General features: G+C 61.9%; 22 protein-coding genes. 15 read left to right on the top strand and 7 right to left on the bottom strand.

Going from position 1 to position 24,830, the window contains the following annotated elements; genetic code table 11:
* The first annotated feature begins 28 nt into the window (after positions 1-28).
* A complete protein-coding gene (eccB, locus tag AC56PL_RS04815) occupies positions 29-1,477 on the top strand; it encodes a type VII secretion protein EccB (protein ID WP_495516046.1) in 1,449 nt (482 codons plus the stop codon).
* A gap of 11 nt (positions 1,478-1,488) precedes the next feature.
* On the opposite strand, the gene AC56PL_RS04820 is transcribed toward eccB, so the two are convergent.
* Entirely contained in the window at positions 1,489-2,211 is a 723-nt protein-coding gene (locus tag AC56PL_RS04820; protein WP_497153145.1) for a TetR/AcrR family transcriptional regulator, read from the bottom strand.
* 92 nt (positions 2,212-2,303) lie between these two features.
* Between AC56PL_RS04820 and AC56PL_RS04825 the strand changes: the two genes are divergently transcribed.
* Complete coding sequence (locus tag AC56PL_RS04825; RefSeq protein ID WP_495515242.1) at positions 2,304-2,900, top strand: NAD(P)H-dependent oxidoreductase; 597 nt, start codon at positions 2,304-2,306, stop codon at positions 2,898-2,900.
* Between the two features lie 104 nt (positions 2,901-3,004).
* Here AC56PL_RS04825 and AC56PL_RS04830 read toward each other — a convergent pair whose 3' ends face one another.
* A complete protein-coding gene (locus AC56PL_RS04830) occupies positions 3,005-3,568 on the bottom strand; it encodes a TetR family transcriptional regulator (RefSeq protein ID WP_495515243.1) in 564 nt (187 codons plus the stop codon).
* A gap of 41 nt (positions 3,569-3,609) precedes the next feature.
* Here AC56PL_RS04830 and zapE point away from each other — a divergent pair, with 41 nt between their 5' ends.
* From zapE to AC56PL_RS04865, 7 genes are all read left to right on the top strand, one after another.
* A complete protein-coding gene (gene zapE, locus AC56PL_RS04835; RefSeq protein ID WP_497153146.1) occupies positions 3,610-4,557 on the top strand; it encodes a cell division protein ZapE in 948 nt (315 codons plus the stop codon).
* Positions 4,558-4,860: 303 nt separating this feature from the next.
* Complete coding sequence (gene nrdH / locus AC56PL_RS04840; RefSeq protein ID WP_495515245.1) at positions 4,861-5,112, top strand: glutaredoxin-like protein NrdH; 252 nt, start codon at positions 4,861-4,863, stop codon at positions 5,110-5,112.
* An 84-nt stretch (positions 5,113-5,196) separates the two neighbouring features.
* The gene (nrdI, locus tag AC56PL_RS04845; protein ID WP_497153147.1) at positions 5,197-5,727 is read left to right on the top strand and encodes a class Ib ribonucleoside-diphosphate reductase assembly flavoprotein NrdI; all 531 of its coding nucleotides are present in this window, start codon (positions 5,197-5,199) and stop codon (positions 5,725-5,727) included.
* Positions 5,703-7,907, top strand: a complete 2,205-nt coding sequence (gene nrdE / locus AC56PL_RS04850) for a class 1b ribonucleoside-diphosphate reductase subunit alpha (RefSeq protein ID WP_495515247.1) — start codon at positions 5,703-5,705, stop codon at positions 7,905-7,907. Before nrdI ends, nrdE begins: the two co-directional genes overlap by 25 nt.
* Before the next feature lie 55 nt (positions 7,908-7,962).
* A complete protein-coding gene (gene nrdF / locus AC56PL_RS04855) occupies positions 7,963-8,961 on the top strand; it encodes a class 1b ribonucleoside-diphosphate reductase subunit beta (RefSeq protein ID WP_497153148.1) in 999 nt (332 codons plus the stop codon).
* 116 nt (positions 8,962-9,077) lie between these two features.
* Positions 9,078-9,872, top strand: coding sequence for a DUF427 domain-containing protein (locus tag AC56PL_RS04860; RefSeq protein WP_497153149.1), 795 nt, complete (start codon positions 9,078-9,080; stop codon positions 9,870-9,872).
* Between the two features lie 22 nt (positions 9,873-9,894).
* Positions 9,895-11,328, top strand: coding sequence for a DUF2252 domain-containing protein (locus tag AC56PL_RS04865; protein WP_497153150.1), 1,434 nt, complete (start codon positions 9,895-9,897; stop codon positions 11,326-11,328).
* 66 nt (positions 11,329-11,394) lie between these two features.
* Here AC56PL_RS04865 and AC56PL_RS04870 read toward each other — a convergent pair whose 3' ends face one another.
* A complete protein-coding gene (locus AC56PL_RS04870) occupies positions 11,395-12,831 on the bottom strand; it encodes a hypothetical protein (protein WP_495515251.1) in 1,437 nt (478 codons plus the stop codon).
* Positions 12,832-12,924: 93 nt separating this feature from the next.
* On the bottom strand, positions 12,925-13,380 hold the full coding sequence (locus tag AC56PL_RS04875; RefSeq protein WP_497153151.1) for a hypothetical protein: 456 nt from the start codon (positions 13,378-13,380) through the stop codon (positions 12,925-12,927).
* A gap of 280 nt (positions 13,381-13,660) precedes the next feature.
* Between AC56PL_RS04875 and AC56PL_RS04880 the strand changes: the two genes are divergently transcribed.
* Positions 13,661-13,993: a PLDc N-terminal domain-containing protein gene (locus tag AC56PL_RS04880; RefSeq protein WP_495515253.1), complete on the top strand. Its 333-nt coding sequence runs from the start codon at positions 13,661-13,663 to the stop codon at positions 13,991-13,993.
* Positions 13,994-14,078: 85 nt separating this feature from the next.
* Here the strand turns inward: AC56PL_RS04880 and AC56PL_RS04885 are convergent, their stop codons facing one another.
* Positions 14,079-14,711, bottom strand: coding sequence for an isochorismatase family protein (locus tag AC56PL_RS04885; protein ID WP_495515254.1), 633 nt, complete (start codon positions 14,709-14,711; stop codon positions 14,079-14,081).
* A 142-nt stretch (positions 14,712-14,853) separates the two neighbouring features.
* On the opposite strand from AC56PL_RS04885, the gene AC56PL_RS04890 reads away from it, so the two are divergent.
* Together AC56PL_RS04890 and AC56PL_RS04895 are read left to right on the top strand one after the other, a co-directional pair.
* On the top strand, positions 14,854-15,807 hold the full coding sequence (locus AC56PL_RS04890) for a GlxA family transcriptional regulator (RefSeq protein WP_497153152.1): 954 nt from the start codon (positions 14,854-14,856) through the stop codon (positions 15,805-15,807).
* Between the two features lie 123 nt (positions 15,808-15,930).
* Positions 15,931-17,304, top strand: a complete 1,374-nt coding sequence (locus AC56PL_RS04895; RefSeq protein ID WP_495515256.1) for a DUF2252 family protein — start codon at positions 15,931-15,933, stop codon at positions 17,302-17,304.
* A 14-nt stretch (positions 17,305-17,318) separates the two neighbouring features.
* Here the strand turns inward: AC56PL_RS04895 and AC56PL_RS04900 are convergent, their stop codons facing one another.
* Both AC56PL_RS04900 and AC56PL_RS04905 read right to left on the bottom strand, forming a co-directional pair.
* The gene (locus AC56PL_RS04900) at positions 17,319-17,810 is read right to left on the bottom strand and encodes a carbonic anhydrase (RefSeq protein WP_495515257.1); all 492 of its coding nucleotides are present in this window, start codon (positions 17,808-17,810) and stop codon (positions 17,319-17,321) included.
* A 104-nt stretch (positions 17,811-17,914) separates the two neighbouring features.
* Positions 17,915-18,892 carry an ABC transporter substrate-binding protein gene (locus AC56PL_RS04905; protein WP_497153153.1) on the bottom strand — a complete coding sequence of 326 codons (978 nt, stop codon included), beginning with the start codon at positions 18,890-18,892 and terminating at the stop codon, positions 17,915-17,917.
* A gap of 258 nt (positions 18,893-19,150) precedes the next feature.
* Here AC56PL_RS04905 and ctaD (AC56PL_RS04910) point away from each other — a divergent pair, with 258 nt between their 5' ends.
* The 3 genes from ctaD (AC56PL_RS04910) to ctaD (AC56PL_RS04920) all read left to right on the top strand — a co-directional run bounded on the left by ctaD (AC56PL_RS04910) (position 19,151) and on the right by ctaD (AC56PL_RS04920) (position 24,829).
* The gene (gene ctaD / locus AC56PL_RS04910; protein WP_495515259.1) at positions 19,151-20,932 is read left to right on the top strand and encodes an aa3-type cytochrome oxidase subunit I; all 1,782 of its coding nucleotides are present in this window, start codon (positions 19,151-19,153) and stop codon (positions 20,930-20,932) included.
* Positions 20,933-21,131: 199 nt separating this feature from the next.
* A complete protein-coding gene (gene ctaD / locus AC56PL_RS04915; RefSeq protein WP_497153154.1) occupies positions 21,132-22,913 on the top strand; it encodes an aa3-type cytochrome oxidase subunit I in 1,782 nt (593 codons plus the stop codon).
* Between the two features lie 146 nt (positions 22,914-23,059).
* A complete protein-coding gene (gene ctaD / locus AC56PL_RS04920; RefSeq protein ID WP_497153155.1) occupies positions 23,060-24,829 on the top strand; it encodes an aa3-type cytochrome oxidase subunit I in 1,770 nt (589 codons plus the stop codon).
* Position 24,830 lies beyond the last annotated feature (1 nt).

Genomic DNA, 24,830 nt, shown 5'->3' on the forward strand with positions numbered 1-24,830 from the left:
ACACGGCGGGAGGATGGGGGGGAATATTTTGCCTGCTCAATTGACGACGAAAGCTCAGGTCAACGGCTATCGCTTTCTGCTACGCCGACTCGAGCACGCGCTGATTCGGCGCGACGTGAGGATGTTGCACGACCCGATGCGGTCACAAGCCCGTTCACTGCTGGTCGGGTTGGTTCTCGCGCTGCTGGTGTTGGCCGGATTCGGCGTGTACGGACTCATCAAACCACAAGGCACCGTGGGTGATTCGAAGATCATCGTGAGCAAGAAGGCCGGCGCGATGTATGTCGTGGTCGACGACAGGTTGCATCCGGTTCTCAACCTCGCCTCTGCGCGGTTGATCAGCGGCAGCGACGAATCACCGAAGTCGATCGCCGAGAAGAAGCTCACCGGATATCCGCGGGGCCCGTTGCTCGGGATACCCGGTGCACCGGTGGCGTTGCCGGGACCGCGGTCGGCCGACGTCTCGCAGTGGACGGTGTGCGACACGGTGGCCGGTGATGATGTCGTCACCACGGTCGTCGCCGGCGAACCAGCACTAGGCGATCGGATTCGGGAGGCAACGGCAGGTGATGCCTCCCTGGTCACCGTCGGCGATGACACCTATCTCGTCTTCGAGGGGAAGCGGGCCCGGATCGATACCGACAGCGTTCCGGTGCGGCGCGCGCTGGGCATCGACGGGGCGCCGGTGCGGATGGTGAGCCCCGGTCTGCTCAACGCCATCCCGGAAGTCGAACCCGTTGTGGTTCCGACGATCTCCGGTGCGGGTGCACCATCGGCGCTGGGGAGCGCCATACCCGTCGGATCGGTGATCAAGGTGACCGGTTTGTCCGGTGGGACAACCTATTACGTAGCGTTGACGAAGGGTGTTCAACAGATCGGCGAGGTCGCCGCCGAGGTGATCAGGCAGGCCGACACCGCCGGTGGTGGCAGTGTCCCGACGGTGGGCCCAGGTGCTCTGACCGGAGTCGACACCATCGAGGAGCTGCCGGTGACAGACTTCCCGGCGGTCACACCGGTCCTGACCGATGTGGATGCGGACCCGGTGTTGTGTAGCGCGTGGTCGCGCACCAAGGACGATCATCAGGCGGTCCGCGGGGTCCTGCTCGGATCGACGTTGCCGCTCGGTTCGAAATCAGAGCCGGTGTTGCTCGCCGGCGCCGACGGACCCGGGCCCGGACTTGATGCGGTGTTCGTCGAACCGGGCCGCGGGCATTACATCCGGGTCACCGGCTCCGAGCCGGACAGTACCCGGGCCGAATCGCTGTTCTACGTGAGTGATTCGGGCGTTCGGTTCGGTATCCCGGATCAGAACACTGCGATTGCACTGGGACTGGGGGAGAGTCCGGTGCCTGCCCCCTGGTCGATCATCTCACTGCTGGCCGCGGGCCCGACTCTCTCGCAGAGCAATGCGCTGGTCTCGCACGACGGGATGTCGCCGGATCTCGCCGGAACCCGGATCGGCGCACCCGAGAACTGAACCGAGTCAGGTCAGGTCTTCGGGGGCTTGAGCGACCGAACCAGTGATTCCCACTGGTCTGCGATCTGGTCGAAGGACAGGTGCCTGTGGTTGTGCAGATGATGGATCGCCGGCGCGTCGAGTGGAGCGAGTACCGCGATGCACATCAACTCGAGGTCGCCTGAAAACCCCATGGCCTCGAGCAGCGTTCGGGTGTGGATGACCGATACAGTGCGGGTGGGATGTAGAAATCGTTGTGGTCCACTGTCTTCGGCTTCGAGCAGAACGTCGAGGTGCGCGGCAGTGGTGGCCAGTCGAGCGCGACCGTAGGCGATCAGTCGGTCGAGTGGGTCGACCTCGTCTCCGGGTCCGAGCGGCGGTGGTCCACTCATGAAGGCCTGCTGTAGCGCGGACTCCGAATGATCGAGCAGCGCGATCATGAGGCCGGACCGATTGCCGAAGCGGCGGAAAACGGTGCCCTTGCCCACCCCGGCCTCGCGAGCCACGGCGTCCATCGTGACCGCGGATGCTCCGTGGCGGTCGATGAGTCGGGTGGCGGCCTCCAACAAGAGTTGACGGTTGCGGGCGGCGTCCGCGCGTTCGGACTCGGCAGGCGCGACGAGTGACATCGGCGCAGGATGAGCCGGTCGTGCCGTGGTGGATGTGGTCAGGAGGGGTATCGCGGCGTCAGATGTGCCGGTTCGCGACTGGTCTGCACTCGGAGTCGAGTGCGCAGGGGGCTTGGGCACAGCCATGACTGTAACGGTAGCCACATCGGGAATACGTTCGGACCAGGGTCCGGTTGAATGAACTGGACTTGGCAATTAGTAATGCGAAACAACGAGGAGTGACCTTGACCGGTACAGCTACTGGCACGAACGAGGCGTCTGGCGCCACCGCGAAGATCCTTGTCCTGGTGGGAAGTCTTCGGCGCGATTCCGTCAACCGGGTTCTCGCCGAAGTGGCGGCCGACAACGCACCGCAGGGTGTTGACGTCGCGGTGTACAGCGGTCTGGAGAAGCTGCCCTTCTACAACGAAGACCTCGACATCGATGAGGTCGACGAGTCCGTGACGCAGCTGCGCGCGGCGGTCTCCGATGCCGATGCGCTTCTCATCGCCACGCCCGAATACAACGGCACCATCCCCGCCGTCCTCAAGAATGCGATCGACTGGCTCTCGCGTCCCTACGGCTCCGGCGCGATCAGCGGCAAGCCTGTGGGCGTGCTCGGTGCGGCGCTCGCGCAGTACGGCGGCAAGTGGTCGCACGCCGATACCGCCCGCGCGGTCGGTATCGCCGGCGGCAAGGTCGTCGAAGAGGTGGATCTGCATCTGGCGATCGGCAGCCTCGACGGCAAGCACATCGCCGACGTCCCCGAGGTTGTCGAGATCCTGCGTGCGGCCGTTGCCGTGCTGGTCGATCGCTCGGCCTCCGTCGACGCCTGAGTCCTACAAGATCTAAATCTCGGCAAAGGCACACGTTCCAGTCATAACCACACGTCGCAACGTGTGGTTATGACCGGAACGTGTGCCTTTGCCGTGGGTCGGTCCTATCGGAGGCCGCGCAAGAATCGGTCCACTGTGCGGGTCATCGTGTCCCGGCGTCCGGTTTCGTCGCGTCTGCCGGTGATGCCGTCGAACACCAGGCCTTCGCAGAGGCTGATCAGATCGGCGGCGTCCGACTCCGGTTCGGATGATCCGATCGCCCGCATCAGCGTCAGCGAATCCTGTTCGGAAAACAGGCAATCACGCAGCGTTCGTACCCGATCCGGGTCGCCCGCGACCTCGGCGAGCAGTGCGTATCGTGCCCGTGCATCCGCGTCCCGGTGCATCAGTAGGTCGTCGAGGTAATCGGCGACGGTCTGTGCGGCATCCCTACCGTCTGGCTTTGGTGCCGCTTGCGTAAACGCCGAGCGCGCGCGCCGGGTGATGGCTTCGATGGCGCTGTCGATCAGGGCAGTCCGGGTGCGGAAGTAATAGGACACCGATCCGTTCGGGAGTTCGAGTCGCCGATCGATCGCGCGATGGCTCAGTCCGTGGATACCGGCCTCGGCGATGAGCCGGACGGCTGCGTCTGCGATGAGCTCGCGTCGATCGTTTGTCTGGCCCGTCACACGATCATTGTCCTCTACTTCCGTAGAGATATGGTCATCACATGTCTGGTGGCTCTACGTATGTAGAGGATGAACTCGATCCCGAGCAACGCGTCGTCGATGCGCAGCTGGGGCGTCTGCTTGCAGAAATGCGCGAACCGCCACACCGTTTTCTGCATCGTCGACCACGGAGGGTTGCGGGCCTCTATCTGTGGGGTGCGCCTGGCCGCGGCAAGACGATGCTGGTAGATCGCATGATCGGTCAGGTGGGGGCGACTGAACTGGTGCGATGGCATTTTCACGAGTTCTTCGACGATCTGCAGCGCGCCGTCACCATGCATTCGGGACGCCGGGGCGCGATCGAGCTCGCTTGCCGCCAGGTGATCGGCGACGGTGTTCAGGTCGTGGTGTTCGACGAGTTCCATGTGCACGACCCCGGGACCGCGACGCTGCTCATCCGGTTGCTACGTGAGCTGCGGGCGCGCGGCATCGTCCTGGTGGCGACATCGAACCTGGTGCCAGAGGAGCTACTGCCCGATCCGTTGTTTCGACCGGTGTTCGCACCTGGTGTTGCGCTCCTGCGTGAGATGGCCGAGGTGGTCGAACTCGCCGGAGATCGTGACTATCGGACGGGCGACGCCGGGCGACTTGCCGGGGGCTTCGTCGAGATCCCTTCGGCCGATGCCCGTGCCTTCGATCAGGTGTGTGGGCAGCCGCTGTCGGCGCGCGACTATCTGTTCCAGGCGGATCGGATGACCGACCGTGGTTCCGTGGCCGGCTGGCATATCCGTGACATACCGCTGCTCGACCGATGTGCGCCGGATTGGTCGGTGCGTTTCACCCACCTGGTGGATGTGGCGGCGGACCGCTCGATTTCGTTGTGGCTGACGACCCCGCACCCGGTCACCGAACTGCTGGCATCGTGCTCTGGTGTGCGTGACGGCGCGCGACTGCGGAGCCGATTGTCGGGGTTGCGGTGTGCAATGAGGGTGCCCGGTGCCGCGCAGTGACGGATGTGACTTGTGGGGACACGCCCGGCGCGTCGAGACACGCCGAAATTCATGCTGGTGCAGATCCCGTGACCTGGGACTTTCATGAATGTCATTCGCAACGTGTTGTGTCGGTACCGTTTGTCAGACACTAGGTGTAGTGTTTGGAACACCGAACGGCACTACGGTGTTGGAACGAAAGCGCAGCCAAGTTCTCCACTGCAGAGCCGCCGGGATAACTATTTGAAAGTCAAGTCTTGCCGCTATCTGGTGCTGGTGTGGGTAGCAATCATCGGTTCCGTCACAAAGGAGTTCTGGGGAATTATGACTACTGCGACAACCGCCACGATCACCGTCTATACAAAGCCTGCTTGCGTTCAGTGCAACGCCACGTACAAGGCCCTCGACAAGAACGGTCTCGACTACGACATCGTCGACATCACCGAGGACTCCGAGGCCCGCGACTACGTCATGGCGCTCGGTTACCTGCAGGCTCCGGTTGTCGTCACCGGTGACAGCCACTGGTCGGGATTCCGTCCGGACCGCATCAAGGCTCTGGTCGCAGCGGCTGCCTGATCTGCCCGGGCCCCGTCCGCGAGGCGGTCCGTAGTTCTAGTTGGTTCAAGTATCACCTGTCAGCAATTTCGTGGAGGTCGGGACATGGGGAAGGTTCCCGAACATGCCGCCGCGGCTGAGTTCGCTGTTGCTGAGTTCTCCGAGTCCCCGCTGATCGTCTACTTCTCGAGCGTCTCGGAGAACACGCACCGATTTGTCGAAAAGCTCGGGATGCGGGCACGGCGAATTCCACTCATCGATCACGACGGATCCTTCACCGTCGACGAGCCGTACATTCTGATCAGTCCCACCTATGGTGGCGGCAAGGCATCGGATGGCGGGGAAGTCGGCCAGCCGGGGCGCAACTCAGGGTTTGTGCCGAAGCAGGTCATCAAGTTCCTCAACAACAAACACAATCGTTCGCTGATCCGCGGCGTCATCGCCGCCGGCAACACCAATTTCGGTGAAGAGTTCTGTTTCGCCGGCAACATCATCTCAACTAAATGCCAGGTGCCCTATCTGTATCGGTTCGAACTGATGGGTGACGCCGACGACGTCGACCGGGTCCGCTCCGGTCTCCACGAATTTGCGCAATCACAGGAGTTTTCACAGTGTCGCCAACCGCAACCCCAGTAACCGACTCAAGGTCAGGGACCTCGGCCAGCAAGTCGGGCGTCCACGCAGATCCGTCCGGCCACCAGCCGGAGGAGATGGACTTCCACTCGCTCAACGCGATGCTGAACCTGTACGACGCCGACAACAAGATCCAGTTCGAGAAGGATCGCGAAGCGGCCAACCAGTATTTCCTCCAGCACGTCAACCAGAACACGGTCTTCTTCCACAACCTGGACGAGAAGCTCGACTACCTGGTGAAGGAAAACTATTACGAGGCAGAGGTTCTCGACAAATACGACCGCGGGTTCGTGAAGGGTCTGTTCGACCACGCGTACAGCAAGAAGTTCCGGTTCCCGACCTTCCTGGGTGCGTTCAAGTACTACACCTCGTACACGCTCAAGACATTTGACGGCAAGCGATACCTCGAGCGTTTCGAGGATCGGGTCTCGATGGTCGCGCTCACGCTGGCCGACGGCGACACCATCCTGGCGCGGGCCCTGGTCGACGAGATCATCGACGGACGGTTCCAGCCGGCCACCCCGACCTTCCTCAACTCGGGCAAGAAGCAGCGCGGCGAGCCGGTGTCGTGCTTCCTGCTGCGTATCGAAGACAACATGGAGTCGATCGGCCGTTCCATCAACTCCGCGCTGCAGCTGTCCAAGCGCGGCGGCGGTGTTGCGTTGCTGCTGACCAACATTCGTGAACACGGTGCGCCGATCAAGAAGATCGAGAACCAGAGTTCCGGTGTCATCCCGATCATGAAGCTGCTCGAGGATTCGTTCAGCTACGCCAACCAGCTCGGTGCCCGTCAGGGTGCAGGCGCGGTGTACCTGCACGCTCACCACCCCGACATCTACCGCTTCCTCGACACCAAGCGTGAGAACGCGGACGAGAAGATCCGCATCAAGACCCTCTCGCTGGGTGTGGTCATCCCGGACATCACGTTCGAGCTGGCCAAGAAGAACGACGACATGTACCTGTTCAGTCCGTACGACGTCGAGCGCATCTATGGTGTGCCGTTCGCCGATATCAACGTGACCGAGAAGTACCACGAGATGGTCGACGACCGCCGGATTCGCAAGACCAAGATCAAGGCGCGTGAGTTCTTCCAGACCCTCGCCGAGCTGCAGTTCGAGTCGGGCTACCCGTACATCATGTTCGAGGACACGGTGAACAACGCCAACCCGATCGACGGCAAGATCACCCACTCCAACCTGTGCTCGGAGATCCTGCAGGTCTCGACTGCATCGACGTTCAACGACGACCTCTCGTACGAGCACATCGGTAAAGACATCTCGTGCAACCTTGGTTCGCTCAACATCGCCAAGACGATGGATTCGCCGGACATCGCGCAGACCATCGAGACCGCGATCCGCGGACTCACCGCGGTGTCGGATCAGACCGCCATCACCTCGGTGCCCTCGATTCAGAAGGGCAACGACGACTCGCATGCGATCGGTCTCGGGCAGATGAACCTGCACGGGTACCTGGCGCGTGAGCGCGTCTACTACGGGTCCGAAGAGGGCATCGACTTCACGAACATCTACTTCTACACGGTGCTGTTCTACGCGCTGCGCGCATCGAACCGGATCGCCAAGGAGCGGGGCAAGGCGTTCGGCGGCTTCGAGCGGTCGAAGTACGCGACCGGTGAGTTCTTCGACAAGTACACCGAGAAGGTGTGGGAGCCGGAGACCGCCAAGGTCCGAGAGTTGTTCGCGCAGTCGGGAATCACGATTCCGACGCAGGCCGACTGGGTCGAGTTGAAGGCGAGCGTGCAGGAGCACGGCATCTACAACCAGAACCTGCAGGCCGTCCCGCCGACCGGTTCGATCAGCTACATCAACCACTCGACGAGCTCGATCCACCCGGTTGCGGCGAAGATCGAGATCCGTAAAGAGGGCAAGATCGGCCGCGTCTACTACCCGGCGCCCTTCATGGACAACGACAACCTGGAGTACTACCAGGACGCGTATGAGATCGGCTACGAGAAGATCATCGACACCTACGCCGCGGCGACGCAGCACGTCGATCAGGGCCTGAGCCTGACCCTGTTCTTCAAGGACACCGCTTCCACCCGCGATGTGAACAAGGCGCAGATCTACGCATGGCGCAAGGGCATCAAGACGCTGTACTACATCCGTTTGCGTCAGATGGCCCTCGAGGGGACCGAGGTGGAAAATTGCGTTTCGTGCATGCTGTAAATACCTGTGACACAACACCTTTTGCCACATCACTTTCGAACATCAGGGGAGCACGATGACCTCCACCCATAGCCCCGCCGACGGAGCGCCGATCAAGCTGGTCAGCCGCGTCTCGGCGATCAACTGGAACCGGGTGCCCGATGAGAAGGACGCCGAGGTCTGGGATCGCCTGACCGGTAACTTCTGGCTGCCCGAGAAGGTGCCGGTGTCCAACGACATCCCGTCGTGGGGCACCCTCACCGAGCTGGAAAAGCAGCTCACCATGCGCGTGTTCACCGGTCTGACGCTCCTCGACACCATCCAGGGCACGGTCGGCGCTGTCAGCCTTATCCCCGATGCGAGCACCCCGCATGAAGAAGCTGTGCTGACGAACATCGCGTTCATGGAGTCGGTGCACGCCAAGAGCTACAGCTCGATCTTCTCCACGTTGTGCTCCACCAAGGAGATCGACGAGGCGTTCCGCTGGTCGGAGGAGAACGAACAGCTCCAGGCCAAGGCTCGGATCGTCATGGACTACTACCGTGGCGACGACCCGCTCAAGCGCAAGATCGCCTCGACCCTGCTCGAGTCGTTCCTCTTCTACAGCGGCTTCTATCTGCCGATGTACTGGTCATCTCGGGCAAAGCTCACCAACACCGCGGACCTGATCCGGCTGATCATCCGCGACGAGGCCGTGCACGGTTACTACATCGGGTACAAGTACCAGCGGGCGCTGGAGACGGAGACACCCGAGCGTCGGCAGGAGCTCAAGGATTACACCTTCGAGCTGCTGTTCGAGCTCTACGACAACGAAATCGATTACACCGAAGCGCTTTACGACGACGTCGGCCTGACCGAAGACGTGAAGAAGTTCTTGCGGTACAACGCGAACAAGGCCCTGATGAACCTGGGTTACGAAGCGATGTTCCCGCGGGACGAGACCGATGTGAACCCGGCGATCCTGTCGGCACTCTCACCCAATGCCGACGAGAACCACGACTTCTTCTCGGGGTCGGGTAGCTCGTACGTCATCGGCAAGGCCGTCAACACCGAAGACGACGACTGGGACTTCTGACCGTCTGGGTCTTGTAAGACAAACAACCTCCGTACCGACACCTCGGTACGGAGGTTGTCTCTTTCCATCGAGTGGGCCCACGATCAGTCGTATGGTGGTGAGCGGAGGTGGTCACGATGGCGACCATGATGCGGCAGTACCTGATGTCGGAGCTCGGGAGTCTGCGATATGAACCCACGGCCAAGATGGTGACGGTGTCGTCGGCCGATCACGGCATCGCGCGCACCGATCAGGCCATCCTGGTCTGGGAACCGCAGCGCATCGTTCCCTCGTATGCCGTCCCGGTCGCGGACCTGCGAACGCCGCTGGAAGAAATCCGTCCGTTCACCGTCGGGGAGATGCCCACCGGGATGCTCGATCCGAGCAACGGCTTTGCGCAGCACACCTGTGCGGGTCGCACCGCAGTTGTTCGGGGTGAGGCCGGCCCGGGTGGTGCGTTCCTGCCCGACGATCTCGACGGGTATGCCGTGCTCGACTTCAATCCCTTCGATTGGTTCGAAGAGGACGAGCGGATCTTCGGACATCCTCGAGATCCGTTCTCACGCATAGATATCCGGCACAGCGCCCGCGTGGTCCACGTGATTTCCGGTGGTGACATCCTGGCCGAATCCGGGCATCCACTGATGCTGTTCGAAACCCACCTGCCGCCGCGGTTCTATCTCTCACCCGGCGACGTGTTGGCAGATCTGGTGCGCAGCAACACGTCGACAACATGTGCGTACAAGGGGGAGGCCACCCACTGGTCCGCGCCCAGCCTCGGCGACGCCGGCATCGACATCGCGTGGAGCTATGAGAATCCGCCGCCGGAGATGCATCAGATCACCGGGCGGATCTGCTTCTATCAGGAGAAAGTCGACTTCGTCGTCGACGGTGTCCGGGGTCAGCGGCCGGTGACGCCGTGGTCGCAGTGAGTTCGCCTGCAATAATTCCGGAGTGACGACCACCACCAGCGCGGCAACCGGCCCTGCCGCCCAAGACAATGCGGGAAACATTCTCTGGCAGGGCGGTGGCGGCACTCTGATCGGCCGTGCCCGGGTTCCGGAGCATCGCGGTGCCGGACGCGCCTCGCGCAAACTCGTCCCGCGGCGGTCGCTGGGGGAGTGGAACCCGGCAACGCGAGGACACGACCCGCTCGAGACCATCTTGGCGCAGAATACGATCCGCGCCGACGACCTGTTGCCGATCCGGCACGGACGGATGAGTCATTCGCCGTGGACGTACTACCGGGGCGCGGCGGCGGTGATGGCGGCGGACCTCGCCTCGACGCCCGATACCGGTATCACCGTGCAACTGTGCGGAGATGCGCACGTCCTCAACTTCGGACTGTGGAATACCCCCGAACGCAATCTCGTCTTCGATCTGCGCGACTTCGACGAGACCCTTCCTGGGCCGTTCGAATGGGATGTGAAGCGTTTTGTGGCCAGCCTCGTGGTGTTGGCGCGGAGCAACAACGTCTCGAAATCCGACGCCAAGCTGGCCGTGTCAGAGGCGTACCGCGGTTATCGCGAATGGATTGGGCTCTACGCGCAGATGCCGGAGATCGACGTCTGGTACGACCGGGTCGACGTCGAGCAGCTCATCGAATACACCGCGCAGGACGACGAAGGCCGCCTCGACGCGATGATCGACAAGCAGGCCCGCAAACGATCAAGTCGCGGTGCGTCGAAAAAGCTCACGAATGTGCTTGACGGACAACGGATGATCAGTGAGGATCCACCATTTCGGACCCACGCGCTCGCCGAGCATGCGGCGATGCTCGATCAGATCATCGGGAAGTATCAGAATTCGGTCCCCGACCATGTCTCGAGCCTGCTATCGCGTTTCGATGTTGTCGACGCGGTCCGTCAGGTGGTGGGTGTGGGCAGCGTCGGAATGCGGGTGTTCTTGACGCTGATCGAGGAACGCCGGACCAGGGATCCGCTCTTCCTGCAGATCAAGCAGGCCGGTCCGTCGGTATACGAACAGTTCCTGCCTGCGAGTCATTACGGCAATCATGGTGAGCGGGTGGTGCACGGTCAGCGCATGATTCAGAGCGCCACCGACTCCTTCGTCGGCTGGACGACCATCAACGACATGCACTTCTACGTTCGGCAATTCCGCGACGGCAAGGTGATTCCCAAGGGTGAGGTCATCGCCTCCCGGTTACCGCAGTTCGCCTCGGCCTGCGGGCATGTACTCGCCCGGGCACATGCCCGCAGCGGTGATGCCGCCGCGATCGCCGACTACCTCGGAACATCGGACAAGGTCGAAGAGGCGTTTGTGTCATACGCCTTTGCCTACGCCGACCAGAACGATCGCGACCACGCGCAACTGGTGAAGGCCATCGACGACGGTCGGGTGGAGGCGGTCGAGGGCTGGTCGGAATGAGTGGACTGAACGGCCACGCACGAGTGGTGCGCCATGTTCAGGGTGGTTGTGTAACCCCGCGCGCCGTCAGCGATGCGCTTGAGTGTTCCAGTAGACGGCGATGTCGGCGGTTTGTTTGATCACCTCGTCGTCGGCGAGGGGGCTGGGCCAGATGGTGATGCGATATTCGTCGATGTATTCACCGACGTCGGCGTCGCTGGCCGCATCCATGTTGTTGGCGCAGTAGCGAAGCCGGTAGGTCCCGCGGGAGATGGGTAGTTCAATGCCGGGTTCCCCGCCGTCCCAGTCGTTGAGCACTAGCGGTGAATCGACTGTCAGTGGTGCTTCCACGATCTCGTCCCAGGCCGAAGTGTCCGGGTCAGGACGTGTGTCGGTGATTTCCACGGTGACGGAGATGGTTCCGGTGTGTAGTCCGCTGACCAATACCACTTGCTCGCGGCACCGGGTACCGACCAGGCCGTTGTTCTGGCCGGCGAACGCAGCCATGTAATCACCGTCCCAGACATCCTGAGACTGAAGGTAATACTGCGAATAGCTGACGTGAACCGGACCGGCATACACAACTCCGGTCTCGGCGGTCGTGCCCGGGGTGGTCAGGGCCTGTTGGTGGTCGGCCCGAGCGGTATCGATCTCGGCCACGATCTCGGCGGCCGGTCGCGGTGGCGTGACGGGTGGTATCGACGCGAGGATCCGGTGCGCGTCAGTGTCGGTCATTGTCCCCGACGAGTAGCGCAGTTCATGAGTCCAGGTCTCGCCGACGTCGCGGACCGCCTCGCCGTAGTGGGAGGCGAGGAAGGACTCCGGCGGGTCGTCGGTGCCGGTGAGCCACCTGCGCACCGTCCAGTAGGGCCCGCTGACAGACATGCTCAGATCCACGGCTCCGGTGGCGGGGTCACCGTCGGTCACCGACACATCGACGGCACTCGGAAACCACGTCGGTGCAGGACGTGGAATGTCCTCGAGGAGACGCTGTTTCGCCGCGTGCTCGGCTTGCATCGTGGACATTTCTTCGGCCTCTTCGATGACCTCGCCGGTCCACGTGAACAGGGATGGGTCGAATACCTCGTCCAGCACGTACGAGATCAACTCGATCTGGTCGGTGCCGCTGTACCAGGCAATCGCCAATCCGGTCTCGGCGTCGACGACGAATGTTTGCGCACCACGGTGTTCGGACTCGGGGAACTCGACGCGCCAACCGTGCCGTCCGTGCACGTTCGTTTCACTGATGTGCGTGGGGTCGGGAAGAGTGCCGAAATCATGGCCACCGGGTAGGGGCCAGCTGCGATGGGCGTCCAGTAGGAGTTTGACGTGCGCTCCGAGCACGGACATGAAACGCATGGTGCCATCGTTCAACGCGGTGTGGACCATGCCATTGGGGGAACGGCGGTATTCGTCAGTGTCGGTCGTGATCATCGTGATGGCGCCGCGGGTATCGGTGCGCCAGAACGAAGGTGGGTCGAACCAGAACTCTTCGGTGTGCCCGGGATCCGAATACTGTGCCACCCCATGCACTGTCCGGCCGACTGTCCCGTAGTTCAGTGCTCGTATCTGCCGCCAGTGCCGCAGAATCTCACCATCTGTGGTCATCGGCGTGGATCAGGGTGCGACGAGGCAGGCCGGGCCCACTGGCGTGGCGGGTTTGACCAGGACGGTCTCGACGGGTCCACCGGCTGACGTCTGGTAGGCCATGATGGCGTGTTGCCCGGGTGCGGTCGGGGTCCACAGCGTGAGGGCGTGGTCGAAGATCACCGGGGTGACGTAGTAGGGGTTGACCGTCTCGAAGATGAGGTCCTGGGGAAGGAAGATCGAAGCCCGGTTGTAGTCGATGAACGAGACCTCGGCGGTACTCGGAGTGCCGGGGGAGTCCGCGGTTCTGGCGATCACGAGATACGTGCAGCCGGCGCCGTAAGCGGTGGTGGAACCGGTGCTGAGGCCGGGTACCACGGTGACATCAACGACTTCGGCGGCGGCCGCGGGCGCCATCGCGGCTACCGCTGCCATACACAATGCGGCGAGACACGGCGAAATGCGGACCATTCGGGAGAGCTTCATGTCTTCGTGTCGTAATCAAAGCAAGTGATGTTACTGATTCGGCGTATTGAGTCCGAAGGTTTGTTCACCAGGTCGGCGTGCATTGTTGTTGCCGGGCGGAACTGTGGAATATGTTGATACACCGCGACAATCGAGCGCCGCGTCCTTCGAAGGAATGAACATTCCGGTTGTGGATACCACATTTGTTTCGATACTGATGTGTGCGATAGTGGGCCGATTAATGGGGAGACAAACGAGGGGCTTGATTGTGCCGTATCTGGGTTTGATTGTGCTTGTGATCATGATTGCGGCGTTGGTCGACATCATCGGAAGCGACGACGCCGGAGTGCGGGGACTGCCGCGGTGGGGGTGGTTGCTGCTGGTGATCGTGCTGCCCATGGTCGGCTCGATCGTGTGGTTCTTCGCGGGCAGGCCCGTTGGGACGTCGCACGGACGATTGAGCGGTTCGGGCCGGGCCACCGCCTTGGGGTATCCCGAATACGACGAGCCCGGCCGCTTCGAACCGCAAGACCCGAAGGCCGACGAGGAGTTTCTCCGGCAAGTTCGGGAACGCGCGCAACAGCAACGGCGGCAGGCTGAAATCGACCGCCGGCGCAGGGAGAGTGGCGAGTGAGTCCGCACTGATGACGGCAGAATGTCTCTGCACCAGCCTGTTTCGGATCGCCGTATGAGTTGAGGTCGCTCCCGAGGGGTTTTCGTCAGACTGTGGCAGCACTGCCCTCGATGGCAGAGACAACGAGGTTGCTCTTGGGCAATTCGGTGCCGGCCACTACTGCGTCGGTCCACCCGGCGGTGGTGCCGACTGCGGCAAAGTTGGAGTGCAACAGCACCATGAGGGTGTTGTGCAGGTTCTCGGCCGACACCTTGCCCACCTCGTTTGCCAGGTTGATCGCGCCGCTGGCATCGGACAGGATCTCCGCGGCAAAGCCCAGGCCTTCTGCCTCCACTGCTGATGCCAGGTCGCAGTTGTTTGTCATGAACCCGACCAGGGTGATGGTATCGATGTTGTTGTCCCGCAACCATGTTGCGAGGTCTGTGCCCGCGAAAACGCTGCCGTACTGCTTGTGGACCGCTTTTCGGGGACCGCTACCTGCCGCTTCGATGTCCGGATGAAGCGACCATCCGGGCGTCCCTTCGACAAAGACCGGGGCACCCTCGGGCATGTGGTGCGACACGATGACCACCGGGATCCCGTGTGCATCGGCGACCTCGATGGCGCCGACGATGTTCGCCAGCGACTCCTCGCGTGGCGGGTACTGGATCTGGAGCGGTCCGTCGAAGTACTCCTGCTGGACATCGACAACTACAAGGGCGCGGCGCGGTGCGGTCATGATGACTCCTGGATGGCGGTGCAATTCACGGATCGGAACCCGGTGAAAGGTGGACGCCTTAGATTGTTCCGTCGATTCAGCACCGCCTGCCAGTGGCATAGATGCATAATTTCGATGAGATCACGCCAACTTGGGAGTGCGCATGCGGATCGCGATCTACGCCTTCGACGGCATCACGATGTTCCATCTCGCAGCGCCGCTGATGGTCTTCGGTGAACTGGGGCGTCTCGGGTTGGCGTCGGATTGGGAAACGAGATTGTGGTCCGACCGGCCCGGGTCGGTGCGGACGGCCGAGGGCTATTCGGTTGGCGACGTGGCGGATCCGAGCGCGGTCGGGTGGGCCGACGTCGTGATCATTCCGTCATGGCCGCTTCCGCTCAAACCGCTCACGGCCACCTTCCGAAGCGAGCTTGTGGGTGCACACGAGCGCGGGGCGCTGATTGCCGGCTTGTGCCTCGGAGCGTTTGCGGTCGCCGATGCCGGTGTACTCGAGGGTCGTTCGGCGGTGACGCACTGGGAGATGATGCCGGAGATGGCGCAGCGCAGTCCCGGTAGTCAGATCGACGCCTCGGTGCTCTACATCGATCATGGCGACGTGATGACGTCTGCGGGCACCGCGTCGTCGATCGATGCCTGCCTGCACCTCGTACGCAGGTATCTCGGATCGGCGGTGGCGACGCGGGTCGCCCGCAGTCTGGTTGTCGCACCGCACCGCGACGGCGGGCAGGCGCAGTACATCGAGCGCCCCCTCGCCCGGCCCGCCGAGGACACGGCAATATCGGTGGTGCAGGAGTGGGCGCTGGGACGGCTCGACGAGACCCTATCGGTCGACCGGCTCGCAGAGCAGGCCCGGATGAGCAGGCGGAGTTTCGTGCGGCAGTTCCATCAGGCGACCGGAACCACTCCGGCGCGCTGGGTGCTCGAGCAACGGCTCAATGAGGCCCGCGTGCTCCTCGAGACAACCGATTGGGGCATCGACGAGATCGCATCGGCGTGTGGATTCGGTAGCGGTGTCACTTTTCGGCAGAACTTCGGATCCGCTTACAACACAACACCAACGGCCTACCGTCGGCAGTTCGCGACTATCGGCCGGTGATCCCCACAAAGCGACTCAGATTTTCCATCATCCGATTGCCCCGGGTGGGTCTGGAGTCTTTCCGATATTGACGGCCTCTGGCTGCAATACTTGGCAGTGACCCAGGTGCAGCGAGGTGCAGAAATGACGATTGCTTCGGTTTCCCAAGACTCACAGGTTGGCCGCGACTCCCGGACGCGTGTTTCCCGGCGCGAGCTGGGGCAGTGGGACCCCGCCAAGCGGGGGCATGATGCGCTGGCAACGATATTGGCGCAGAGCGACATTCGCGCCCCCGATCTGCTGCCGATCCGGCATGGGCGGATGAGTCACTCGCCATGGACCTACTATCGGGGCGCTGCTGCGGTGATGGCTGCCGATCTCGCGTCCACACCGCACACCGGGATCATGGTTCAGATGTGCGGCGACGCCCACATCCTCAACTACGGGATGTGGATCTCGCCCGAACGGCATCTGGTCTTCGACCTCCGCGATTTCGACGAGACCCTGCCGGGACCGTTCGAATGGGATCTCAAGCGCTACCTCGCCAGTGTGATCGTGTTGGCACGGGACAACGGGTTGACGGAATCGGCTGGGCAAGAGGCGGTTCGACACGCCTATCGCAGTTATCGCAAGAACATCAAGCACTACTCCGAGATGCCGCAGATCGATGTCTGGTATGACCGGATCGAGGTCGAGCAACTACTCCAGTATGCGAAAAAGGAGAACGAGGAGGCCCTCGACGAATTGATCGAGAGCCGGGCGCGCAAGCGCACCAGTCGGGGTGCGTCGAAGAAGCTCCTCACGACGGTCGAAGGCCGGCGAAGGATCACCGAAGACCCGCCGTACCGCACCCACCGCTTCGGCGATGCTGCCGAGCAGATTCTGCGGAGCGTGCTCGCCGAATATCACAAGTCGGTCCCGGACCATCTCGAAAGCCTCCTCGCCCGATATGACGCCGTCGACGCGGTGCGGCAGGTGGTCGGTGTCGGCAGCGTGGGGATGCGGGTGTTCTTGACCCTCCTCGAAGAGCAGCGCACCGGGGACCCGTTGTTCCTCCAGATCAAACAAGCCGGACCATCGGTCTACGAACAGTTCCTCGGCAAGAGCAAGTACGACAATCACGGTGCCCGAGTTGTGCAGGGGCAACACCTGATTCAAAGTGCAACCGACATGTTCGTGGGATGGACGTCGTTTCAGTATCCCGAGCTGAACTTGGATCTCGACTTCTACGTCCGGCAGTACCGGGACGGGAAGGTGATACCGAAAGGCGAGGGTGTTGCCCCGGTCCTGCCACGATTTGCCGCTGCCTGCGGACATGTTCTGGCGCGTGCGCATGCGCGGAGCGGGGATGCGGCAGCGATCGCGAACTACCTGGGTCACAGCCACAAGGCCGAAGATGCGCTTGTCGCCTTCGCCAGCGCCTACGCCGACCAGAATGCCGCCGATCATGCCCAGTTGGCCCGGGCGGTCGAGAACGGCGACATTCCGTCGGAGAAGGGCTGGCCGGACGTCCCATGAAGGGTGCGGCGGCGTCAGCGCGTGACTTCGCCCAGTTTGCCGGTGGCGACATCGAAGACGAAGCCGCGCAACGACGTCGTCTTGGTGATGAACGGCGAGTTCTCGATCCGGGTGAGTGACTGCTTGACGTCCTCGTCCAGGTCGGGGAAGGACTCGGCCGACCACGGCGGCTTGACGCCGATCTCGTCCTGGATGCCGCGTTTGAACTCGTCGTCGGTGAACGTCAGCATTCCGCAGTCGGTGTGGTGGATCAGGATGATCTCGGTGGTCCCGAGCAGTCGCTGGCTGATGGCCAGGGATCGGATCTCGTCATCGGTGACCACGCCGCCTGCGTTGCGGATGACATGGGCTTCGCCTGCGCCGAGTCCGAGGATGCGGTAGACGTCGAGCCGGGCATCCATGCAGGCGAGCACCGCGACGTGACGACTCGGCGGCAACGGTAGTGGTCCAGAAAAGGTCTCCGCGTATGCGCGGTTGTTCTCCAGGTATTCGTCGGTAACAGTCATGCACTCATGCTGATCCCCGCGTGCGCCGGGCACAAGGTTGCCCTCACCGTGATCGCAATTCGTTTCGTGGCGCTGACCTGCATGAACCCGGTTTCAGGAGAGTTTCAGAGGGAGCCGCGGAGGTTGAGCAGGACGATGTTGGCAGCACAGAGTCCACCGCTACCGAACCAGACCTGATCTTCGACGATCCGCGAGCGACCCCAGGCGGGCGCGCCCATGTCGAGCCAGCGATCGGTCTCCAGAACCGGCGTGCCGTAGTCCTGGCCTTCGGGGCCGTCGAAGCCGATGTAGATGATGTCGCCGTCGGCGATCTCGAAGTTCTTGTCATCGAGCACTGTCGGTTCGGGTTCACGCTGACCCGGGGGACGTTGTGCGCCGACGTCGGTCAAGACCCGCGCGGCAAACGTGTCGGTGCCCATGACGATGGTGGAATCTGCGGTGAACTGCACCAGGGACACCTGGGTGAATCGAGCTCCGTTGCGTTTCCCGATGGTCGCGGCGGTGTCGAGATATCCCTGTAGCCGTTCGTCTCCGGCCTCGGTCCGTCCGACCGCGGCCGAGACCGCGACAAACCGTTGCTTCCAGTCCGCTCTCGGATCGACTGTTGCGTCCGGGACATCGCCGAGTGCGGCGGTGAGAGGGGAGTTCCCGACCGTCAGCACCAGATCGGGGTCGGTGGAGGCAGCCTTGGCGGTATCGGGGTCTGCGACGTCGCCGATGGTGGGCAGCGAATGCACCGCATCGCCCATATAGGTCGGCAGCGTGCCGTCGGTAGTTGTCGTCGCGACCACACGCTCCTGGAGCCCGAGCGCGCACAACGCGTCGAGCAGGCTCGGGTCGGCCACCAGGATCCGCAGCGGATCAGGTGCGCCGGGGTCGAGCGGGGCAGTCGGCTGACACGTCGTGTCGGCATCCCGATCTGGGTCGACCAGATCGACCGCGGCAACGCGGGAGGTGGTCCTTTCGACCGAACCCTCGCCACCGGGCACCGTCGAGTCGATACAACCGGTCACGCCGACACTGACCAACGCTGCCAATGCCAACACCGCCATGCCGCGCCGAGGGCGGATCACATCGCTCACTGCCACTCTTTCGATGTTGTCTGGAGGTGGTCGAATTCCCGACCAAACTAGCACTGACCCCTTTGGCAAAGGTTGCCCTCGGTACGCCGGATCGAGAGCACCGCATCGAAATACGACAGTTCGTAGGAGCCCGCGCAGCTGCTTCGCAAGGGAGGGTTTACCATCTTCACAGCGCACATTCATCGCCGTGCCCTCATGTCGTGAGCGGAAGATTTTTCGCCGCGACGGACCGGAGTGGCCACGCAGGTAGGAGGATCAGTGACCGCGGTAGACCAGCCCACCAAGCAGGTGGTTCCGGTGAGGCCTTACCCCGAGCGCACGGGGCCAAAGGGGTCGTTCATCTACAAGATGCTGACGACAACTGATCACAAGATGCTCGGCATCATGTACTTGGTTGTGTGTTTCGCATTCTTCCTCATCGGTGGCCTGATGGCCCTGCTGATGCGAAGCGAGCTCGCCGCTCCCGGCCTGCAGTTCTTGTCGACAGAGCAGTTCAACCAGTTGTTCACGATGCACGGCACCGTGATGCTTCTGATGTATGCGACCCCGATCGTGATCGGCTTCGCCAATGTCGTTCTTCCGCTGCAGATCGGTGCTCCGGACGTTGCGTTCCCGCGACTGAATGCGTTCAGCTTCTGGCTGTTCCTGTTCGGCTCCACCGTTGCGCTACTCGGCTTCATCACCCCCGGTGGTGCAGCTGACTTCGGTTGGACGGCTTACACGCCGCTGACCGACGCAGTGCATTCGCCCGGCGCAGGCGCCGACCTGTGGATTCTCGGACTCGGTGTGTCCGGTCTTGGCACCATCCTCGGCGCGGTCAACATGATCACCACCGTGGTCTGCCTCCGCGCACCCGGTATGACCATGTTCCGCATGCCGATCTTCACCTGGAACATCCTGGTGACCAGCGTCCTGATCCTGCTCGCGTTCCCGCTGCTGACCGCAGCTCTGATGGGTCTGGAAGTCGACCGTCAGTTCGGTGCGAACCTGTATGACCCGGCCAATGGTGGTGTGATCCTCTGGCAGCACCTGTTCTGGTTCTTCGGGCACCCCGAGGTGTACATCATCGCGCTGCCGTTCTTCGGCATCGTCTCGGAGATCTTCCCGGTCTTCAGCCGCAAACCGATCTTCGGTTACAGCGGTCTGGTCTATGCCACGCTCTCGATCGCGGCACTGTCTGTCGCGGTCTGGGCGCACCACATGTACGCCACGGGTGCGGTGTTGCTGCCGTTCTTCTCGTTCATGACGTTCCTCATCGCGGTGCCGACCGGTGTGAAGTTCTTCAACTGGATAGGCACGATGTGGAAGGGGCATTTGACCTTCGAGACGCCGATGCTGTTCTCGGTCGGCTTCATCATCACGTTCTTGTTCGGTGGTCTGACCGGTGTGCTGCTCGCCAGCCCGCCGCTCGACTTCCACCTCTCGGACAGCTACTTCGTGGTCGCACACTTCCACTACGTGCTCTTCGGCACCATCGTGTTTGCCACTTACGCCGGCATCTACTTCTGGTTCCCGAAGATGACCGGACGCATGCTCGACGAGCGTTTGGGCAAGATCCACTTCTGGTTGACCATGATCGGCTTCCACATGACCTTCCTCGTCCAGCACTGGCTGGGCAACGAGGGCATGCCTCGCCGCTACGCGGACTATCTGAGTACCGACGGATTCACCATGCTCAACGTGGTCTCGACGATCGGTGCCTTCATCCTCGGAGCCTCGACCCTGCCGTTCCTGTGGAACGTCTTCCGTAGCTACCGCTACGGCGAGGTTGTCACCGTCGATGATCCGTGGGGCTTTGGCAACTCGCTCGAATGGGCCACCAGCTGCCCGCCGCCGCGGCACAACTTCACCGAGCTTCCCCGGATTCGTTCGGAGCGGCCTGCGTTCGAGCTGCACTACCCGCACATGATCGATCGCATGCGCGACGAGGCTCATGTCGGACCCGGCCACGGGAAGAGCAGCGACCACGCAGAGAAGGCGCGTCGCGAACCGCTGACTGTCGGCAGCCACGAGGCGTCTTCGGATCCGGATCCGAGTTGACCTCAGGTCTCTAACAGGCTGACCCCAGGTCTTTGACAAACTGAAACCGGTCATCTCCTACAGTTCGTAGGAGATGGCCGGTTTCTGTTGTCGTTTGGGTTTACGATCAGATCCAAGAATCGTGCCGAGCTCGTGAGTCGCGGTCACTGATCGAGAATGGGTCAGATCGCGTCCGACCTGTGCAGGTAGGGGGAACCCCATGACTGCGGTAGACAAGCCCACGACCTTGGTTGTGCCGGTGCGGCCTTACCCCCAGCGCACCGGGCTCAAGGGGACGTTCCTCTACAAAATGCTCACGACCACCGATCACAAGTTGATCGGCATCATGTATCTGGTCGCCTGTTTTGCGTTCTTTCTCATCGGCGGTTTGATGGCGCTGTTGATGCGCGCCGAGCTCACTGTTCCCGGTCTGCAGTTCTTGTCGACCGAGCAATACAACCAGCTGTTCACCATGCATGGCACCGTGATGTTGCTGATGTACGCGACCCCGATCGTCATCGGTTTTGCCAATGTTGTGCTTCCGTTGCAGATCGGTGCTCCGGACGTTGCGTTCCCGCGACTGAATGCGTTCAGTTTCTGGCTGTTCCTGTTCGGCTCGACCGTTGCGCTGCTCGGCTTCATCACCCCTGGTGGTGCAGCAGACTTTGGGTGGACTGCCTACACGCCCTTGACTGATTCGATCCATTCGCCCGGACCGGGCGGCGACCTGTGGATCATGGGGCTGGGTGTGTCGGGGCTGGGCACCATTCTCGGTGCGGTCAACATGGTGACCACGGTGGCCTGCTTGCGTGCGCCGGGTATGACGATGTTCCGGATGCCGATCTTCACCTGGAACATTTTGGTGACCAGTGTCCTGATTTTGATGGCGTTTCCGCTGCTGACCGCAGCTCTGATGGGGCTGGAGGTCGACCGTCAGTTCGATGCTGTTTTGTATGACCCGGCCAATGGCGGGGTGATCTTGTGGCAGCACCTGTTCTGGTTCTTCGGGCACCCCGAGGTGTATATCGTGGCGCTGCCGTTTTTCGGCATCGTCTCGGAGATCTTCCCGGTCTTCAGCCGCAAACCGATCTTCGGTTACAGCGGTTTGGTCTTCGCCACGCTCTCGATCGCGGCGTTGTCGGTGGCGGTGTGGGCGCACCACATGTACGCCACCGGTGCGGTGCTGTTGCCGTTCTTCTCGTTCATGACATTCCTCATCGCAGTGCCAACCGGTGTGAAGTTCTTCAACTGGATCGGCACGATGTGGAAGGGTCATCTGACATTCGAGACACCGATGATGTTTGCGGTCGGCTTCATCATCACGTTCTTGTTCGGTGGTCTGACCGGTGTGATCCTGGCGAGCCCACCGCTCGACTTCCACGTCTCGGACAGCTACTTCGTGGTCGCGCATTTCCACTACGTGCTCTTCGGAACCATCGTGTTCGCCACCTATGCCGGCATCTACTTCTGGTTCCCGAAGATGACCGGACGGTTACTCGACGAGCGTTTGGGCAAGATCCACTTCTGGTTGACATTCATCGGTTTTCATATGACGTTCCTGGTGCAGCACTGGCTCGGCGGTGAGGGCATGCCGCGCCGTTACGCGGACTATCTGAGTACCGACGGATTCACCATGCTCAACGTGGTCTCGACGATCGGTGCGTTCATCCTCGGTGTCTCGACGCTGCCGTTCCTGTGGAATGTGTTCCGAAGTTACCGTTACGGCGAGGTTGTCACGGTCGATGATCCGTGGGGCTTTGGCAACTCGCTCGAATGGGCCACCAGCTGCCCGCCGCCGCGGCACAACTTCACCGAGCTTCCCCGGATTCGTTCGGAGCGGCCTGCGTTCGAGCTGCACTACCCGCACATGATCGATCGCATGCGCGACGAGGCACATGTCGGCCTTGGCCACGGGAAGACCAGCGACCACGCAGAGAAAGCGCGTCGCGATGCACTGACGGTCGGCACCCACGAGGCGTCTTCGGATCCGGATCCGAGCTGAGACCTCCTACGGTTCGTAGGAGATGGCCGGTTTCTGTCGTCGTTTGGGTTTACGATCAGATCCAAGAATCGTGCCGAGCTCGTGAGTCGCGGTCACTGATCAAGGATCGTTGGACGTCGCGGCCGACCTGCAGGTAGGGGGATCCCGTGACCGCGGTAGACAAGCCCACGACCTCGGTTGTGCCGGTGCGGCCTTACCCCCAGCGCACCGGGCTCAAAGGGACGTTCCTCTACAAAATGTTGACGACCACCGATCACAAGTTGATCGGCATCATGTATCTGGTCGCTTGTTTTGCGTTCTTTCTCATCGGCGGTTTGATGGCGCTGTTGATGCGCGCCGAGCTCACCGTTCCCGGTCTGCAGTTCTTGTCGACCGAGCAATACAACCAGCTGTTCACCATGCATGGCACCGTCATGTTGCTGATGTATGCGACCCCGATCGTCATCGGTTTTGCCAATGTTGTGCTTCCGCTGCAGATCGGTGCTCCCGACGTTGCGTTCCCGCGACTGAATGCGTTCAGCTTCTGGCTGTTCCTGTTCGGCTCGACCGTTGCGCTGCTCGGCTTCATCACCCCCGGCGGCGCGGCCGACTTCGGTTGGACCGCCTACACGCCCTTGACTGATTCGATCCATTCGCCCGGACCGGGCGGCGACCTATGGATCATGGGGCTGGGTGTGTCGGGGCTGGGCACCATTCTCGGTGCGGTCAACATGGTGACCACGGTGGCCTGCTTGCGTGCGCCGGGTATGACGATGTTCCGGATGCCGATCTTCACCTGGAACATTTTGGTGACCAGTGTCCTGATTTTGATGGCGTTTCCGCTGCTGACCGCAGCTCTGATGGGGCTGGAGGTCGACCGTCAGTTCGATGCTGTTTTGTACGACCCGGCCAATGGTGGGGTGATCTTGTGGCAGCACCTGTTCTGGTTCTTCGGCCATCCCGAGGTGTATATCGTGGCGCTGCCGTTTTTCGGCATCGTCTCGGAGATCTTCCCGGTCTTCAGCCGCAAGCCGATCTTCGGCTACTCCACGCTCATCTACGCGACCCTTGCGATCGCGGCGCTGTCGGTGGCGGTGTGGGCGCACCACATGTACGCCACCGGTGCGGTGCTGTTGCCGTTCTTCTCGTTCATGACGTTTGTGATCGCGGTGCCGACCGGCGTGAAGTTCTTCAACTGGATCGGCACGATGTGGAAGGGTCATCTGACTTTTGAGACGCCGATGATGTTTGCGGTCGGCTTCATCGTCACGTTCTTGTTCGGTGGTCTGACCGGTGTGATCCTGGCGAGTCCACCGCTCGACTTCCAACTCACCGACAGCTACTTCGTGGTCGCGCATTTCCATTACGTGCTGTTCGGGACGATCGTGTTCGCCACCTACGCGGGCATCTACTTCTGGTTCCCGAAGATGACCGGACGGTTACTCGACGAGCGTTTGGGCAAGATCCACTTCTGGTTGACATTCATCGGTTTTCATATGACGTTCCTGGTGCAGCACTGGCTCGGCGGTGAGGGTATGCCGCGTCGTTACGCGGACTATCTGAGTACCGACGGATTCACCGAATTGAATGTGGTCTCGACGATCGGTGCGTTCATCCTCGGTGTCTCGACGTTGCCGTTCCTGTGGAATGTGTTCCGTAGTTACCGTTACGGCGAGGTTGTCACCGTCGATGACCCGTGGGGCTTCGGCAACTCGCTCGAATGGGCTACTACGTGTCCGCCGCCGCGGCACAACTTCACCGAGCTTCCGCGCATCAGGTCGGAGCGGCCTGCATTCGAATTGCACTACCCGCATATGGTTGGACGTATGCGCGACGAAGCCCATGTGGGTCACACCAGTGAGAAAGCCGAAGCGGCCAAGCACGGGCCGCTCGAGGTCGGTAGCCACGAATCCTCCACAGAATCCGATCAGAACTGAC

This window comes from Williamsia sp. Y721 (assembly GCF_059683565.1).

Coding starts and splice junctions, on each gene's coding strand:
- AC56PL_RS04820 (WP_497153145.1), bottom strand. CDS start 2,211: ATGGCTGTGCCCAAGCCCCCTGCGCACTCGACTCCGAGTGCAGACCAG.
- zapE (WP_497153146.1), top strand. CDS start 3,610: ATGTCTGGTGGCTCTACGTATGTAGAGGATGAACTCGATCCCGAGCAA.
- nrdH (WP_495515245.1), top strand. CDS start 4,861: ATGACTACTGCGACAACCGCCACGATCACCGTCTATACAAAGCCTGCT.
- nrdI (WP_497153147.1), top strand. CDS start 5,197: ATGGGGAAGGTTCCCGAACATGCCGCCGCGGCTGAGTTCGCTGTTGCT.
- nrdF (WP_497153148.1), top strand. CDS start 7,963: ATGACCTCCACCCATAGCCCCGCCGACGGAGCGCCGATCAAGCTGGTC.
- AC56PL_RS04860 (WP_497153149.1), top strand. CDS start 9,078: ATGGCGACCATGATGCGGCAGTACCTGATGTCGGAGCTCGGGAGTCTG.
- AC56PL_RS04875 (WP_497153151.1), bottom strand. CDS start 13,380: ATGAAGCTCTCCCGAATGGTCCGCATTTCGCCGTGTCTCGCCGCATTG.
- AC56PL_RS04880 (WP_495515253.1), top strand. CDS start 13,661: ATGATTGCGGCGTTGGTCGACATCATCGGAAGCGACGACGCCGGAGTG.
- AC56PL_RS04885 (WP_495515254.1), bottom strand. CDS start 14,711: ATGACCGCACCGCGCCGCGCCCTTGTAGTTGTCGATGTCCAGCAGGAG.
- AC56PL_RS04890 (WP_497153152.1), top strand. CDS start 14,854: ATGCGGATCGCGATCTACGCCTTCGACGGCATCACGATGTTCCATCTC.
- AC56PL_RS04895 (WP_495515256.1), top strand. CDS start 15,931: ATGACGATTGCTTCGGTTTCCCAAGACTCACAGGTTGGCCGCGACTCC.
- AC56PL_RS04900 (WP_495515257.1), bottom strand. CDS start 17,810: ATGACTGTTACCGACGAATACCTGGAGAACAACCGCGCATACGCGGAG.
- ctaD (WP_497153154.1), top strand. CDS start 21,132: ATGACTGCGGTAGACAAGCCCACGACCTTGGTTGTGCCGGTGCGGCCT.